This window comes from Pedobacter yonginensis (genome assembly GCF_003173595.1).
Taxonomy (GTDB): domain Bacteria; phylum Bacteroidota; class Bacteroidia; order Sphingobacteriales; family Sphingobacteriaceae; genus Pedobacter; species Pedobacter yonginense.
In genome coordinates, this window is the sequence record NZ_QGNZ01000001.1 from 116,376 (window position 1) to 132,770 (window position 16,395).

Below are 16,395 nucleotides of genomic sequence, written 5' to 3' on the forward strand. Positions count from 1 at the left end.
AATTACACTCGCATTATTTATCAATAAAAGTATCTTTGCGGTTATGCAACTGGCCAAAGAGGTTAAATATTTAATCCAGAAAGAAGTCGTTTTAGAATGGCGTTCAAAATACACCATAAACGGTGTTTTGCTTTATGTTGTATCTACAATTTTTACCTGTTACTTGTCTTTTGTTAGTCTTGGAAAGGATGATAAATTAGTTTGGAACGCTTTATTTTGGATCATCATGCTATTTGCTTCTATCAATGGCGTTTCTAAAAGTTTTTTACAGGAAACTAAGGGTCAGCAATTGTATAGTTATATTTTAGCTAGCCCAGCTGCGGTTTTAATTTCCAAAACGGTTTATAACATCTTATTAATGTTAGTGTTAACTACTGTAGCACTTGGGTTTTATACCTTGGTTTTTAATGATTATTCTCCACCCGATTTACTATTGTATTATGTGGCGGTAATTATTGGGAGCATTAGTTTTTCAACGGTATTTACGATGGTTTCGGCAATAGCCAGTAAGGCTGGAAATGGTGGCATGTTAATGGCGATTTTAAGTTTCCCGATTATCATTCCTGTATTGATATTACTGATTAAGTTAGCAAAAAATGCAGTTGATGGTTTACCTTGGGAAAATAGTTATGATGAGATTGCCATGCTTTTAGTGGTTAATGTAATCACCGTTGCAACCTCTTTATTGTTATTTCCATACCTTTGGAGAGATTGATTTGATGGGTTAATGAGCTAAGTCAATTAGCTAATGCGTTAATTAGCTGATTAGCTAATGGGTTAATGAGCTAATGGGTTAATTAGCTAATCAGCTAATGAGTTAATTAGCTAATTGTTAAATTGAATAACTATATATGTATGAATAAAACTTGGTGGAAAATTTTGGCTTCGGTATTGGTTATTTACACTGCTATTGCGGGTTTGCTTCTTGGTGTACCACACCTCGCCATTTTAAATGAAACAATCAGAAATTTATATTTCCATGTTCCAATGTGGTTTGCCATGATTGTATTGTTTTCAATTTCTGTTTTTTATAGTGTAAAATCGCTAAGTACAAAAAGTGAAATAGATGACATTAAAGCCGTTGAAAGTGTAAACGCTGGAATCATATTCGGGATTTTAGGTTTAATTACAGGCGCCTTTTGGGCCAAATATACTTGGGGACAGTTTTGGAGTTTCGATCCTAAACAGAATTTTGCTGCCATTTCGATATTGCTGTACTTCGCTTATTTAATTCTTCGCAATGCGATAGATGAAGAACAGAAAAGAGCCAAAATATCAGCCATTTACAATATTTTCGCCTTCCCGATGATGGTTGTTTTACTCTTTGTATTGCCACGATTGAAAGATTCTCTACATCCAGGAAATGGTGGAAATCCTGGCTTTAACAGCTACGATTTAGATAGCCGTATGCGAATGGTTTTCTACCCTGCATGCCTGGGCTGGATTTTAATTGGCTATTGGGTGTACACCATCCGTTTCAGAATACGTTCACTAGAAGTTAAACAGCAACAAAACTAAAATTAAGTTTAGCTAAATTGATTTTACGAAGATTAAAATATCAAATCAAACTGCTTCATTATCTTTATACATAACATCAGATGAAAAAAATACTTCTCTCTTTAATATTCACAATGGTAGCGATGCAACTATTTGCGCAAGATAATGGCGTTGAAATGGCCGATGCTTTACGAAGTAATGGCAAAATTTACGTTGTGGTGGTTTGTATAGTTATAATTCTGCTTGGTTTAATCGCTTATCTGTTCTCATTGGATAAAAGATTAAAAAAAATAGAAAAAGAAAACTTACCTAAAACCTAAGTTTAAACCGTTTAAAGCTATTTTAATCTCTAAAATCTATTGGTGTCGGCTTTACACTAAGTGTTTTTTCATTTGGATATATGCAGATTTTTTAGGCAATTTTGTGGCATACTTAATTCATAAAAAATAAATAATGGCTAATCTAGCAGACGAGAACAAGTTTTTTGCAGATGTATGCAAGAACTTTGACAGTGCGGCTCAATTCACCAACCACCCCGAAGGTTTATTGAACCAGATTAAAGCGTGTAACAGTGTGTATCGTTTCCAATTTCCAATCCGCCGTGGAAACGGTTTTGAAGTAATAGATGCTTGGCGTGTAGAACACTCGCATCACATGAGTCCGACAAAAGGCGGTATTCGTTACAGTGAAATGGTAAATGAAGATGAAGTTATGGCATTAGCAGCCTTAATGACATACAAATGTGCCATCGTAAATGTTCCCTTTGGTGGTGCTAAAGGTGGAATCAAAATTAACACCAAACAATATAGCGTTGCTGAGTTAGAAACCATCACTCGCCGTTATACTACAGAATTAATTAAGAAAAATTTTATCGGTCCTGGTATTGATGTTCCTGCTCCAGATTATGGTTCTGGTGAGCGCGAAATGAGTTGGATTGCAGATACTTACATGACGATGAACCCTGGTCAGTTAGATGCCTTAGGTTGTGTAACAGGCAAGCCAATTGCATTACATGGTATCCGTGGACGCAAGGAAGCTACTGGGCGTGGTGTTGCTTATGCCGTACGCGAGTGTGTAGATGTTGCTGAAGATATGGCTAAAATTGGTTTGAAAGCTGGTTTGGGCGATAAAAGAGTTATTGTACAAGGTTTAGGTAACGTGGGTTATCATTCTGCTAAATTCTTATCTGAGTTTGGCGCAACAATAGTTGGTCTTTGTGAGTATGAAGGTGCAATTTACAACCCAAATGGCTTAAATGTGGATGAGGTTTTTGCGCACCGTAAAAACACAGGTTCGATATTAGGTTTTCCTGGTGCTCAAGATTTTAAAAATTCGATGGAAGGTTTGGAGCAGGATTGTGATATCATTGTTCCAGCAGCGCTTGAAAATCAATTTACCGAACACAACATTCGCAACATTAAAGCAAAAATTATTGCTGAAGGGGCCAACGGACCAACTACGCCAGAGGCAGAAGCAATTTTTACCGAAATGGGTGGAATCATTATTCCAGATATGTACTGTAACGCAGGTGGTGTTACGGTTTCTTATTTTGAATGGTTGAAAAACCTTTCTCACGTAGCATTTGGCCGTATGGAAAACCGTTACGCCGCCAATTCAAATGCGAATTTAATTGCAACATTGGAAAACCTAACGGGTAAAACCATTCTTCCAGAACACCGCTTAATGATTGTTAAAGGAGCTTCGGAAATGGAGTTGGTAAACTCAGGTTTAGAAGATACCATGATTCATTCTTACCACGAAATTCGTGAAACCAGAATGAATAAACCCGCCACACAAACACTAAGGACTGCTGCTTTTGTAAATTCTATCGACAAAATTGCTGTTTCTTATATGAATTTGGGCGTTTGGCCTTAGTAAGCTGAAAATTGAAAAACTAGGCTTAAAATCCTTGCAGATGTACATTTGCAGGGATTTTTTGTTCGATGTCATCGTGTCCACGTGGTTGATTTACAGACCATAAACCATAAACGCGACAGAAGTAACGGCCCCATTTTTTCACGAGGGCTACAGCGTATGGCGGGGCTTCATCGGCCAAGTATTCCTGCCCGTTCGTTTCCAGAATAAGAAATAAAGATAGTTTTTTATTTTGGCCGATGCGGACAGATAAATGAGGTGGCAGACCGTAAACCATAAACACGACAGAAGCGGCAGCCCCGTTTTTTCACGAGGGCTACAGCGTATGGCGGGGCTTCATCGGCCAAGCATTCCTGCCCCTTCGTTTCGAGAATAAGAGATAAATTGTTTTTGTCAATGCGGCTACCTACCAATTCGTTCCGAATTACTTATTTAAGGTTGGGAGGAATTACTTTTAAATTCAAATTTGGGTTCGAAAAACTGCCTAATCCACCTTCAGCTAAATTCAAGATTTGGATTAATGCATTTGCATTCTCGTTTGTGAAAGTCAATTCCGAGTTTACCTTGATCTTACCCTTTTCTTCAGCCCTCGCTCGAATTTCTACTATTTTGAATATGTTTAACTTACTTTTTAATAAATTAAATGGCTGTTGGTTAATTAGTTTAGTGAAATCTAGTTTGAAATAAAAGAAATCATTTGATGCTTCCTTTTTAACCGTTAAGCTTTTTGTTTTGAGGGTGCTCAATTGTATGTGGCCCTGGTTGGCTTTAAAGTAAAACGAAAACAAAGGTATTAAAGGTGCCTGGAGTTTGCCTGTGGCTGAATTTAGAAAACCATATTTTTCTAGATAATTGGTAGTTGCTACCTCATCGGCATCCATATTAATGGCAAAATTGGGTACCATATTGTCTTGCAGAATCTTTTTTTCTACGCGCTCAAAATTATCATTGTATTCGTAACCCACTACCGTATCAACCTGTTTGATAGCGTTTAGCCATTCCACGTCGATATAGTCTTTATAAAAATTTTTTAATAGGCTGGGAGAAAGGGTAGGCGCACTTCCTTTTTGAGCGCCATCTTTTAAATCCGCTTTGTATTTGGCATTTACCCAAAGGCTCATGGTACTTTCTGGGCTCAAAATGCGGTGCATGGGCTTTAATGCGGGCTCAATTGCTGTACTTGTAAATTCACTACCAAACTCAATCTTACCATCTGCAAAGTTCATTTTACTTATACTTTCCTTGTTTTGAAAACTAACATGATCGGAAAGGTTGGTGAGTTGAGCAAAAGCACTTGTTCCAACTTTTACCCCATTCTTAGAATTTAAAACATCTGTTAAGTCATTTATTGTGACATCTTTTCTTGGTGCAAAAGCTAAGGCAACGGCTTCACCATTGAAGCGTATAGACAGTGTAGAATCTCCTGATAGAAAATAACTAGCCGACTTTTTGCTTAGTTTTTTAGAAACTTCCTTTTCTACAAAGTGCTTAAATGTAACTGAGTCGCTTATTTTGAAGGTAGTAAAGAAGGTAGTTTTATCTTTTCCGTTAAGGCTATAGAGGTAAATGCTTGCTGGTATATCAAGCCCAGTTTTTAAATCGGTAATGTTTTGTTTAAGTTTTTTTTCATTCGATGCATCATATTCTTTCGAATGTTTCAGATAACTTATTGCCAACGTTTTTAATAATTCATCAACATTAATTTTGATTACCGCAGTGGTATTGGATGGGATTAAAATGCGGTTCGCCTGGATCTGTCGGTATTTAAAATAAGCAAAATAGGCAATCAGCAACAACATGATTAGTGTTGCTGATGCAATTAAGAATTTCTTCATTAGATTTTGTTATAGAACTATTTTACCGCGGAAAAGCCGCTAGATAACAGCATTTCCGTGGTTAATGTTTACTTAGACGCGTTTTCAATTAGGGAGAACAAATACTTTAAGGCATTTTCGTGTCCATTTGGAATTTCTGCACTAATTTCTCCAGAAACCACATTTCCTTTTATTGGGTTTGATTTAATGTAAAGATTGCCCATTTTGCTTAGCGTGCTGTTCAGCTTCTGTGCATTTTCGGCACCACCTAATTCTTCATCTGGAATTTTTCCGACCAAGTTTTTTGAATTGAAGAGCATGGTAAAGTTATTGTTGGCTAATAAGCTTTTGTGTTGTTTACTAATGGCACCTTGAAATTGATTGTTGCTAATGCGCTGCATTTCGTCAAAAGCACTCCCGAAAAATACAATGCCATCCTTAACCATAAAGTAAATATCAATTGGGCTTTTCTTCTCTTCAATTTTATAGATATTCTGATTCACAGATACACGATTTTTATTAATTCCGTATTTGATAAGCTTGTTTATCAATCTGTTATCCTCGGAAGAGAACATGAAAATAAAGTCTGGCAGCGTTTCTTTTTTGGTTTTGGTTACCTCTGTTTGGTTATAATCTTCATCGTAATCGTAAGTGGTATAGGTTACATCTTTTGTAGTTAAGCCATTTACTACAAATAAGGCATCGCCTTTAATTACTTTGCTCACCGCTTCTTCATCCAATAGCAATGTCAATAAATCTGCTCCCAAATCCATTTCATCATCCATTTTGGTGCCTAAAATAGGCCCGTAAGCTTGCTTTAAAAGTTTGGGAAATTCTTCTAAATATGCCTTGGTATCAATTGAATAACTCATAAAGCCAATTGCCTTTTCGCTATCTACATATTTCAAAAAGTCTTTATTTAACTTTCTGTTCATTATTTTTTTATAGGAATCTACCTGTTCTTGAGCCAATTCCAAGCCTGTAGATATGCGGAAACTGGTTTGATCCATAAAAAGCTTAGCCGTTAAGCTTCCATAACCTTTCATGATATTGGCTTTACCGTAAGTCCCAAATTCTGGGGCGATGGAACTGTATGCGTTTTGTAAACTCGATACCCAAAGCTCAGCGATGGCTTTGTCATCTAAACTTGATGCATAAGATTTATTACTGGAAATGGACTCGTATTCGGTGTTAAAGATTTTATCAGCCTGGGCATTGATCCAAATTATGGCCAATCGTTTTTTCTTTGCTTCCTGTTCAGCTCGTTTGTTTTGATAATCAAGATACTCATCGTAGCTGCCAGTGCTTTCGCCAACTGAATCGGTTGTGTAAGTTTCCATCTCAATTGGCAGTTTTGCAACGGTATCAGCTTCATAATTATCTATTTCTACTTCTTTTGGCTGTACTGGTTTTTTCTTGTATGTTGCTTTTTTTGCTGTGTTCTTCTTGGCTTTTTTCTTCTTAGATGGCTTTGCGGCAACAGCATGGTGTTTCTTTTTGATTTGCGTACTGTTTTTCTTCTGTATTTTTAGAGGTTGCTCTGTTATGGTCACTACATCGGGTATTGCAGGGTAATCCTCAGCAGAATAGGTAGAATCGACTACAGCAGAATCTGTAACTGCCTCTTCGCTGTAGCTATTTTGATAGCGGATATCTTTAATTCCATACTGTGCAGATTTTGCAGAATCGGCAAAAAATGAACTCCTTATGCTTCCGGCAACAAAATAGAGTGTATTATCATTCCATCTCATTAAACCTGTACTGTCTGGCAATACCATTGTTTTTATACCGTTAACGGTATTGATTTTCTCGTTTTTGTTGTTAATCAAGCCTTCAAATTTTGAAGCATCTTGAAGCGGAATTAAAAAGCAATTGTAGGTAATGCTATCGTTCACCTGATTGAAATAGTACATGTTTTTATTCAGGTTAATCCCGAAGTCTTCAATGCTGGTGAATTCTTTTTCCAAAGATTTTGAAGTTTGCGTTAATAACTTTTTGCCTAAAAAGGATTCATTAAAATCTTTAACAAACATTAATTTAAAAACATTATCGCCTTTAATGGTGGCTACTGCGAAAGCATCAGCAGGAATTTTTTTCACCAAATCTTGCGCATGAGCAAGATTGAAAATAAAAATTAGGGAGATCGCAATTAGAATTTTTTTCATTATTGATAAATTTAAGGTGATGAAGTTTTGCTCAACGGCAGTCTTCATTAATTATTTACTGAGTTGTATTTGGTTGGAAACATTCACTTTTCCATTGATTAAATCGATGATGCTACTTTTAAGCATCACTGCTTTTTTAGATTTAGATAGGTTTGATGCAGGATTGCTAGTTGTAATTACAGGCGATTCAAATCGATATATGCTGGTGTAGGTTGCGTTATTAAAAACTGCTTTATCTTGATTTTTAAGCTTGTTGAACTCTGTTTTTGCGGTACTCACCGCTTGGTATTTTCTGCTGAACGTTTTACTTATTTTATTGTAACTGTATGATGAGCTGTTTGTTCCCTTGATTTTTTGCCGAGCTAAAATGTTTTTCGTGATGTTATTAATGTTTGATACGTCTTTAAATGAGAATGTTATCGTTGCAACATAGTTATTAAAATCGCTGGTGCTTTTTACATTGGAAATGCCTTCTGATTTTTTAAGATAGGCAACGGCTTCATTTAATTCTTGTTGCAATTTTGCTTTACTCGGCACTTTGTAACCTTGAATGCTATCCAGCAGCATGACCGATGCAAGCTTCGTTCTACTCTGGCTCAAGTTTATGGTTAAGGCTACGTCTCCAGTGCCATCGTTTTTAAGGGAAATTTCCTCAATAACCTGAAAGCATGAGCTGAGCAGCAGAATAATAAAAACAGGAAGAAAGGCGGCATAAAAACGTTTAAGCCTCATAGTCGTAAAATTAGGTGCCGGAATGTATTGTTGTAAAGGGAAATCTGATTTTCAAAAATAATAAATTATGACTAATATTTATGTGAAGCGATGGTTTTTCTTAGAACCATTACAAATAGCTACCAATCAGCTTTTAATTTGCATTAAACTATCAGCTAATTGTCAATATAAAGACAAGATAAATGTAAAAGAACCGCCACTAAGCCTATTTTTCTATCTTTGTTACCAGCTTTTACAACAATATCAAAATGAAAAAAAGTGCCATCATTGGATTGATTACAATCGCGATTTCTGTAGGGATTTTATTCAGCTTAAATGCGAATACGGATACTTATTCAAATTTTAAACAAGCTTCTGCATCTGAAAAGGAAGAGCATGTTATGGGTTATTGGGAAAAATCAAAGGGTACTTATTATGATGCGGTAAAAGATGCCAATCATTTTTCTTTCCATATGAAAGATGAAAAAGGCGAGATTCGTGAAGTGGTGTATAGTGGTACAAAACCTCAAGATTTTGAAAAATCTGAAAAATTGGTTCTTATTGGAAAAATGAATAAGGATAAATTTTACGCCTCAAAAATTCTAATGAAATGCCCTTCAAAATATAATAATAACCTGGTTGAAGTAAATAAAAACGGCACGGTTGAAGAAGTAGGCAAAGAAGGCGAGAAAAAAATATAAAAATTTAATGGATATTCAATTTGTAGGCGAAAACCTGTTGCCGGGTCAAATCGGGCAGTTTTTTATTGTGTTGGCGTTTTGTGCATCGTTACTTTCAACAGTAGCGTATTTTTATGCCAGTCGCGATAAAAATTTAGAAGATAAATCTTGGCGAAACCTAGGCAGAATTGGATTTCTAATCAATTGGGCCAGCATTATTGGTATCGGCGCCATTTTATTTTATTTAATTTTAGGTCATTACTTCGAATATTATTACGTTCAGTCGCACTCCTCCAAACAGCTTCCTGTTTATTATATTATTTCTGCATTTTGGGAAGGGCAGGAGGGCAGTTTCTGGCTTTGGGCTTTTTGGCAGTCGTTTTTAGGCGGTCTTTTAATTTGGAAGGCCAAAACGTGGGAACGTCCGGTAATGACGGTCGTTGCATTTTCTCAAGTGTTTTTAACCTCGATGATGTTGGGTGTCGAAATCTTCGGCGAGCGCATCGGGAGTTCTCCCTTTATCTTGTTGAGAGATGCGATTGATTTGAAGGCACAGGCACCTGTTGTGTTCGCAAACCCAGAAAATTATAAAAATTACCTCAAATTTATTACCGATGGTAAAGGCTTAAATCCACTTTTGCAAAATTATTGGATGGTTATTCACCCACCTACCTTGTTTTTAGGTTTTGCGAGTATGGTGGTTCCTTTTGCCTATGGTATTGCTGGTTTATGGCAAAAAAGATATAAAGAATGGATTAAACCTGCTATGCCGTGGACGCTTTTTGCGGTAATGGTTTTAGGAACGGGTATCATCATGGGCTCTTTCTGGGCTTATGAGGCCTTAAACTTCGGTGGTTTCTGGGCATGGGATCCTGTAGAAAATGCCTCATTAATACCATGGTTAACCCTAATTGGTGCGGTACACGTAATGATTGCCTATAAAAATACTGGACATGCCTATTTTACTGCCATTGCCCTAGTATTTTTAAGTTTCTTACTTGTGCTTTATGCTTCCTTTTTAACACGAAGTGGAATTTTGGGCGATACCTCCGTACATTCATTTACAGATATGGGTATGTTTGGTCACTTGATTCTTTATAATGTAGTGTTTGCGGTTTTGGCCATAGCGCTCATCATAATCAGATGGAAAGAATTGCCAATCACCACTAAGGATGAAGAAACCTATTCTCGCGAATTTTGGATGTTTATTGGTGCCTTGGTTGTAACTGTTGCTTGTATTCAGGTGATTTTTTCTACTTCCGTTCCTGTTTTCAATAAGGCCTTTGGTACAAACTTCACCCCTCCAATTGATGCTGTAAAATATTATAATCAGTGGCAGGCCCCTTTTGCGGTTTTGATTACGCTAATTTCTGGTTTCTCTCAATATTTAAAATACAAACGGACAGATCCAAGGAAATTCTATAGCAGTCTAGTATCGGCCATTCTTTTTTCCATTGTTTTAACCGCAGGTTTGGTTTATATAACGGGTATATACATCAATACCATGTATATCCTAATTACTTTTAGCTGTATGTTCGCCGTGCTTTCTAATGCAAGTATTCTTTATCAAGCATTTGGCGGTAAGGCAAAGTTGGCTGGATCGGCAGTGGCGCACATAGGCTTTGCATTTTTAATTTTAGGTGCTTTAATTTCTGCTGCTACAAATAAGCCAATCTCCATCAATAGCAATAACTTTATTCCGGTAAAAGACTTCGAAAAAACAGAGAAACCTGGCGAAAACATTATGTTATACAAAAACGAACCTAAAAAAATGGGTAAGTACACGGTAACCTATGTAAGCGATACAACGGTAGCTCCAAATACCATTTATCAACTAAACTTTAAAGTTTATGATGAGGGGGGTAAGCTAAAAGAAGATTTTAATTTGCATCCGCATGTTCAGGATAATGATAAGATGGGTTTAATTGCCTCGCCAGATACGAAGCACTACCTAACTTACGATGTTTATACCCATATTACGAGTGCTGCCATTAAGCAAGAATCTCATGGAGACCATGAAGGTCATTCTGATGATGAAAATTATAAAGCCCCTAGAATTGTAAAAGTGGCTGTTGGCGATACCATTCACACTTCGAGCGGCATTGTAACCGTTAAGGCATTAAATAGAAACCCAACCGCCAAAGATTTGGTTTTAGCACAAGGTGATTATGCAGTTGGTTTGCCATTAGAAATTAACTCTAGCGGTAAAATTTACAATACTGAGCCTATTTTCCTGATTAAAGGAAACAATACTTTCGATTTTGCACGTAAAGTAGAGGGTTTAGATTTAAAATTCCGCTTTTCTAAAGTTCTTCCTGATGAGAAAAAAGTAGAATTGCAGATTTTTGAAAAACCACAACAGGCGAAAGATTGGGTGGTTTTCAAAGCCATTGAATTCCCTTTCATTAATTTATATTGGGCTGGAACCATTGTAATGGTTGTTGGCTTTATGATTTCCATTTTTAGAAGAAGAAAAGAAGCTAAAGTAGCCTAGGTTAATTTATAGCATTTCTGATAAAACTTAATTCATGAAGATTGCAATTTTAGGTTCGGGAAACGTGGCCACGCATTTATCCAAAGCTTTACAAGCCATTGGCGAAGATTTGGTGCAGGTTTATAGTCCGAATATAGAACATGCAAAAATCTTGGCCGAGCCTTTAGGCGCTTCTGCAATAAATCATTTAAATGAAGTTGTTAAAGATGCTGATTTGTACATCATTTCTGTTAAAGATGATGCTATTGCAGCTGTAGCAGAAGGTTTAAAGGGGGCTAATGGCATAGTTGTACATACCTCTGGCACTACCGATTCGAATATACTTTCTTCAAAATTTGAAAATGCTGGTGTTTTATATCCACTGCAAACATTTTCAAAAAGCAAAGAAGTATCATTTGAGCGTATTCCCTTGTGTGTAGAAGCCAATACCGATCATAATTTTGATGTGTTAAATAAATTGGCGCATAAATTAAGCAATCAGGTATATCATCTTGATGCTGAAAAGCGCAGAGTGTTACATTTAGCAGCGGTTTTTGCCTGTAATTTTACCAATCATATGTATGCGCTTGCCAATGAGTTGTTGGTTAAAAATAATTTGGACTTTGAAATCATCAAACCGCTAATTGCTGAAACTGCTGATAAAGTTATGGCTAACCTACCTGAAAATGTGCAGACTGGCCCAGCAATACGTGAAGACAATATCACTATAAAAAAGCATTTAGATATGCTTTCAGACCTGCCTGAATTGCAGGAGATTTATCAAAAATTAAGCAATAGCATTAAAATATCGCACAAATAGTTCGTATTACGCTTTTGCTTGTTACTTTTGCATTATAATTATGAGCATTTATAAATTAAAAATAAATTTTGAAGAAGCAGACCATGAATCTATAGAATTGCCTATAGCAGCAGGAGAGTCTGTTTTAGATGTTTGTCTGGATAACGGAATTGACCTTCAGCACAATTGTGGTGGCGTTTGTGGTTGCAGTACCTGCCATGTGTACGTAACGAAGGGTATGGATCATATTGAGGAGATTTCTGATAAAGAAGAAGATTTTATTGATAGAGCCGTTCGTCCGAAAATAACATCGCGTTTGGGTTGCCAGTGCGTAGTTATTGATGGCGATATTGAAGTTACGATACCTGATCAGTCAGATTTTATGGGACACTAAAAGTCCTGCATTTTAAACCATTTCCAAAACCACATTAATCAAACATGAATAACGATAAATTTGCCCTACCCATATACTGGAATGATTATGAAGATATTGCGATGTCTTTATATGAGAAATTCGGTGATGATTTTACTGAAACCAAAATTTACAGAATTCGTTTCACCGAATTATTGGAATGGGTTTTAGAGTTGCCAAATTTTAAAGGCACCCGCGCAGAAAGTAGCGAAGGGCACTTGGAGCAAATCCAAACCGCTTGGTGTTACGAGTGGAGAGATAATCAAAATTAAGCTTCATTTCCAGCAAATAACTTTGATGTGATTTGTTAATTCGGGAGGCTAGTCTACTACAAAACGACAAGCATTTATAACCGCATGTTTCTACAAAAGTTAAAAGACATTTCTACTTTTATTTTTGATGTTGATGGTGTATTAACTGATGGCAGTATCCAGATTACGGATAGCGGCCAAGGTTTACGTACCTTCAACATTAAAGATGGTTATGCCATGCAACTGGCTGTAAAAAAGGGTTATAAGGTTTGCATAATCTCTGGTGGAGATGGCATCGCAATGGCCAAACGTTTCAGTAATCTTGGCATTACCGATGTTTATTTAGGCGCTGGAAACAAAGTTGATATTTTTAAACAATACCTCATCGATAAAAATATTACAGCGGATGAAGTGTTGTATATGGGCGATGATATTCCTGATTTAAATGTAATGAAATTGGTAGGCTTGCCAACTTGCCCCGCTGATGCGGTGGAAGAAATAAAAGCCATTTCTAAATTCGTATCGCCATACCCCGGCGGTAAAACAGCTGTTCGCCATATTATTGAAAGCGTACTTAAAGTGCAAGGGAAATGGCAAGATGCACAGCCAAATGCATCCGACTCTGGTAAATAAAATCGCCGAACTTTACCTTTCAAAAATACATCCTGGAATTGTAGCATTGAAGTTACATCTGCCGATTAAACTTTTGAGTTGATTTGCATTCAAACCAATCTAAAAATTCAACAAAAACATGAAAAAATTAATGACGATTTGCGCATTGTTGTTCTCGGTAATAACTTATGCGAACGCCCAGCAGGGTGGTGGCCCAGGTAGAGGGGGAATGATGATGAAACCAGAAGATCGGGTAAAACAGTTAGATGAAAAATTAAAATTGAGTGCTGATCAAAAAGCAAAATTAACCGTTGTGTTTACTGAACAGGCTGAATCGATGAAAAAAATGCGTGATGAAATGCAAGCTGGTGACAGAGATGCGATGAGAGAAAAGATGCAAAAAATGCGTACAGATAATGAAACTCAAGTAACTGCCGTTTTAACAGAAGATCAGAAAAAAGCCTATAAAACTTGGCAAGATGAGCAACGTGCTGAAATGCAAAAACGTATGCAAGAACGTCAAGGTGGTGGAAATAACTAATTAAAGGGAGTTTGGTTTGAGCCCTAAGGCACAACGCCCAAAGCAAATTGCAATTAAGATGCTGAAATAAATTTAGCATGACGGATTGTTTATTCCGCATGACGGATTGTTCTTCCAGCATCACGGATGGGTTTAAGGTATCGCCACCCTGAATTTATTTCAATGGCTTGCTACTTTTAAAAGATATTTTGATTATCTCGAACTCACATTAGTTTGTGATCCAAAAACGAAATACAAAAGCAACCTTAGGGTTGCTTTTGCTATTTTATGCCGATTTAAATTATTTTTCTTCTTTTCTTTGCGGTAAAAATAAACTTATGTTAGCCACTACACCAATTATACTCGCTTCTAAATCACCTCGCAGGCAGGAACTCTTAACACTAATGGGCTTAAATTTTAAGGTCGAGCTTAAAGATGTTGACGAAAGTTATCCTGACGGACTAAGCCCGGCGGAGATTGCTGTTTACATTTCGGAAAAAAAGGCCAAGGCATTTAATGCAAACGGAGAGATTGTGATTACAGCAGATACTATTGTTGCTTTAAATGGGGAAATTCTAGGTAAACCCGAGAATCGGACGCATGCTCAAGAAATGCTGAGGAAATTATCTGGTAGCAAACACGAAGTGTACACCGGTGTCACCCTTGCAAAAGGGGATTTGATTCATTCCTTTTACGATCGCACAGAAGTGTATTGTAAAGCTGTAACTAACGAAGAAATCGATTTTTATATTGATCATTACCATCCATTTGATAAGGCGGGAAGCTACGGTGTGCAAGATTGGTGGGGCATTGTGGTGGTGCAAAGAATTGAGGGCTCTTATACCAATGTAATGGGTTTGCCAACGGAGAAACTCTACAATGAATTATTAAAAATGGTTTAGCGCAATTCCTTTATGGAATTCTTGTTCGCTTTTCATCATGGTATAAAATAATTTAAGATGAAAAGTTCAAGCCTAGAAATTACCATCCCAAAACCTTGCCATGCCGATTGGCATTCAATGGAAAAAAGAGATCAAAGCAAGTTCTGTACATTGTGTAGCAAATCGGTATTCGATTTTTCAAAATACAGTGATGCAGAAATTATCCAGCTATTGTCAAACGCCACAGGTGAAATATGTGGTCGGTTGAGTGTTTCTCAATTAAACAGCTTAAATTATCAATTAATGGTTGCACCTGCGGGTAAGAGCTGGCTTAAATATTTGGGCGTATTGGCTATAGGCGCGAGTATTTTTGTGTCAGAAGCAAATGCAACTGTTTTAAAGCCATCTATTGCCATAGAAAAAAACATGGAGGCAAAACCCTCAGATTCTAAACCTAAGTCTGTAAAAAAGATTTATGGATACGTTGTTGACGTCAATAACAAACCAATGGAGGGCATCAGGCTTGTTCTGCAGAACACAAAGCTTTATGCATCAACAGATAAAAATGGTCGCTATGAAATTAAGCTACCCAATGGTTTTGATACGAAAAACATTAACCTAACGGTAGAAAGCATAAGATTTGATGGAGCTTTGCTTGTAAACTACAATATGGAGAAACAAAATAACCTGATTTTATCTGCTCAAGAAAAAATGATTATGGGTAAAATTATAATGGCCCCTAGGGGTTAGGCTTCCATGGCCGTAGCTAGGATGCCCATTTTTAAATCGTAAGTGGATAAAGCTAACTGATTGATTTTTAGGCGCCCGAGTACGTAGTTTGTGATTAGGGTTGCCATTACGATCATATCAACTCTTAAAGGAATCATTCCGGGCATGTTCAGTCGCGTAGCGTGCGAGGCTGCAATTAATTCGATTGTGGTAGAAATATATTCATCAAAATTAAATTCGAAGGTTTTAATGGTGCTGATGTCGATATCCAATTTTCTCTTTTGGATGATTAATTCTGCAAAGGTTTCGAATGCCCCTGCCGAGCCAATCAGTTTATCGGGCTGATGTATTTCGCAGATTTCAAATAGATCTTGCAGTTGGTTTTGAATATGATTCAGAATGGCATTTTTATCATCATCTGATATTGGATCGGATTTGTAATGTTGTTGCATTAACCTTGCTGCACCGATATTATAACTTTTCTTCCAAATCAGCTTTTCAACGTCGCAAAGGATAAACTCCACACTTCCCCCACCGATATCAATGATTAAAGATTTCCCTTGAATTGCTCCGCTAAGTTTCACGCCTTCGTAAATCAATTCGGCTTCTTCTTCGCCAGTTATGGTGTCGATTTCAATTCCAGCTTGGCTTTTAGCTTGTTTCACAAAGTCGCTTCCATTTTCAGCACTTCTCACCGCAGATGTTGCTGTGGCCTTCACTTTATCTACATCAAAACTCGAAATCGTTGTGCTGAAGTCTTTAAGGGTGTTAATGCCTCTCTCAAAAGCAGCAGGGATGATGATGTTATCGTTAATTCGGCCTTCACCCAACTTAACCGGAACGTTGGTTTTGTAGAGTAGCTCAAATCGATTGCCAAAGATTTCTGCGATTAAAAGATGGAAAGTATTTGTCCCTAAATCAATAATGGCTAGGCGCATAATGTGTTATTTATTTGTAAGCATAAAATAGCATATAA

18 protein-coding genes are annotated in these 16,395 nt (G+C 36.9%); 13 read left to right on the forward strand and 5 right to left on the reverse strand.

What is annotated here, in order from left to right; translation table 11 throughout:
* The first annotated feature begins 43 nt into the window (after positions 1-43).
* The 4 genes from DHW03_RS00565 to DHW03_RS00580 all read left to right on the forward strand — a co-directional run bounded on the left by DHW03_RS00565 (position 44) and on the right by DHW03_RS00580 (position 3,372).
* Positions 44-715: a heme exporter protein CcmB gene (locus tag DHW03_RS00565; protein WP_109923831.1), complete on the forward strand. Its 672-nt coding sequence runs from the start codon at positions 44-46 to the stop codon at positions 713-715.
* 140 nt (positions 716-855) lie between these two features.
* Positions 856-1,518, forward strand: coding sequence for a cytochrome c biogenesis protein CcsA (gene ccsA, locus DHW03_RS00570; RefSeq protein ID WP_109923832.1), 663 nt, complete (start codon positions 856-858; stop codon positions 1,516-1,518).
* Between the two features lie 80 nt (positions 1,519-1,598).
* Entirely contained in the window at positions 1,599-1,817 is a 219-nt protein-coding gene (locus DHW03_RS00575; RefSeq protein WP_109923833.1) for a CcmD family protein, read from the forward strand.
* 133 nt (positions 1,818-1,950) lie between these two features.
* Positions 1,951-3,372, forward strand: coding sequence for a Glu/Leu/Phe/Val family dehydrogenase (locus tag DHW03_RS00580; RefSeq protein ID WP_109923834.1), 1,422 nt, complete (start codon positions 1,951-1,953; stop codon positions 3,370-3,372).
* A gap of 25 nt (positions 3,373-3,397) precedes the next feature.
* Here DHW03_RS00580 and DHW03_RS00585 read toward each other — a convergent pair whose 3' ends face one another.
* The 4 genes from DHW03_RS00585 to DHW03_RS00600 form a co-directional block, all read right to left on the reverse strand.
* On the reverse strand, positions 3,398-3,649 hold the full coding sequence (locus tag DHW03_RS00585; protein WP_109923835.1) for a hypothetical protein: 252 nt from the start codon (positions 3,647-3,649) through the stop codon (positions 3,398-3,400).
* Between the two features lie 151 nt (positions 3,650-3,800).
* A complete protein-coding gene (locus DHW03_RS00590) occupies positions 3,801-5,207 on the reverse strand; it encodes a hypothetical protein (protein ID WP_109923836.1) in 1,407 nt (468 codons plus the stop codon).
* 68 nt (positions 5,208-5,275) lie between these two features.
* Positions 5,276-7,351, reverse strand: a complete 2,076-nt coding sequence (locus tag DHW03_RS00595; protein WP_133248474.1) for a hypothetical protein — start codon at positions 7,349-7,351, stop codon at positions 5,276-5,278.
* A gap of 51 nt (positions 7,352-7,402) precedes the next feature.
* Positions 7,403-8,083 (reverse strand): hypothetical protein, encoded by a 681-nt coding sequence (locus DHW03_RS00600; protein ID WP_109923838.1) that lies wholly within the window; start codon positions 8,081-8,083, stop codon positions 7,403-7,405.
* Between the two features lie 248 nt (positions 8,084-8,331).
* Here DHW03_RS00600 and DHW03_RS00605 point away from each other — a divergent pair, with 248 nt between their 5' ends.
* From DHW03_RS00605 to DHW03_RS00645, 9 genes are all read left to right on the forward strand, one after another.
* Positions 8,332-8,763 carry a cytochrome c maturation protein CcmE domain-containing protein gene (locus tag DHW03_RS00605; protein ID WP_109923839.1) on the forward strand — a complete coding sequence of 144 codons (432 nt, stop codon included), beginning with the start codon at positions 8,332-8,334 and terminating at the stop codon, positions 8,761-8,763.
* 7 nt (positions 8,764-8,770) lie between these two features.
* Entirely contained in the window at positions 8,771-11,236 is a 2,466-nt protein-coding gene (locus tag DHW03_RS00610) for a heme lyase CcmF/NrfE family subunit (protein ID WP_109923840.1), read from the forward strand.
* A gap of 34 nt (positions 11,237-11,270) precedes the next feature.
* A complete protein-coding gene (locus DHW03_RS00615) occupies positions 11,271-12,035 on the forward strand; it encodes a Rossmann-like and DUF2520 domain-containing protein (protein WP_109923841.1) in 765 nt (254 codons plus the stop codon).
* Between the two features lie 40 nt (positions 12,036-12,075).
* Positions 12,076-12,408, forward strand: a complete 333-nt coding sequence (locus DHW03_RS00620) for a 2Fe-2S iron-sulfur cluster-binding protein (RefSeq protein ID WP_109923842.1) — start codon at positions 12,076-12,078, stop codon at positions 12,406-12,408.
* A 44-nt stretch (positions 12,409-12,452) separates the two neighbouring features.
* A complete protein-coding gene (iscX, locus tag DHW03_RS00625) occupies positions 12,453-12,698 on the forward strand; it encodes a Fe-S cluster assembly protein IscX (RefSeq protein WP_109923843.1) in 246 nt (81 codons plus the stop codon).
* Positions 12,699-12,782: 84 nt separating this feature from the next.
* On the forward strand, positions 12,783-13,310 hold the full coding sequence (locus tag DHW03_RS00630; protein ID WP_109923844.1) for a KdsC family phosphatase: 528 nt from the start codon (positions 12,783-12,785) through the stop codon (positions 13,308-13,310).
* Between the two features lie 118 nt (positions 13,311-13,428).
* On the forward strand, positions 13,429-13,830 hold the full coding sequence (locus tag DHW03_RS00635) for a hypothetical protein (protein ID WP_109923845.1): 402 nt from the start codon (positions 13,429-13,431) through the stop codon (positions 13,828-13,830).
* Positions 13,831-14,147: 317 nt separating this feature from the next.
* The gene (locus tag DHW03_RS00640; protein ID WP_109924954.1) at positions 14,148-14,711 is read left to right on the forward strand and encodes a Maf family protein; all 564 of its coding nucleotides are present in this window, start codon (positions 14,148-14,150) and stop codon (positions 14,709-14,711) included.
* Positions 14,712-14,768: 57 nt separating this feature from the next.
* Positions 14,769-15,440 (forward strand): peptidase associated/transthyretin-like domain-containing protein, encoded by a 672-nt coding sequence (locus DHW03_RS00645; RefSeq protein WP_109923846.1) that lies wholly within the window; start codon positions 14,769-14,771, stop codon positions 15,438-15,440.
* Here the strand turns inward: DHW03_RS00645 and DHW03_RS00650 are convergent.
* Positions 15,437-16,357 carry a Ppx/GppA phosphatase family protein gene (locus tag DHW03_RS00650; RefSeq protein ID WP_109923847.1) on the reverse strand — a complete coding sequence of 307 codons (921 nt, stop codon included), beginning with the start codon at positions 16,355-16,357 and terminating at the stop codon, positions 15,437-15,439. The genes DHW03_RS00645 and DHW03_RS00650 overlap by 4 nt on opposite strands.
* Between the last annotated feature and the right edge of the window lie 38 nt (positions 16,358-16,395).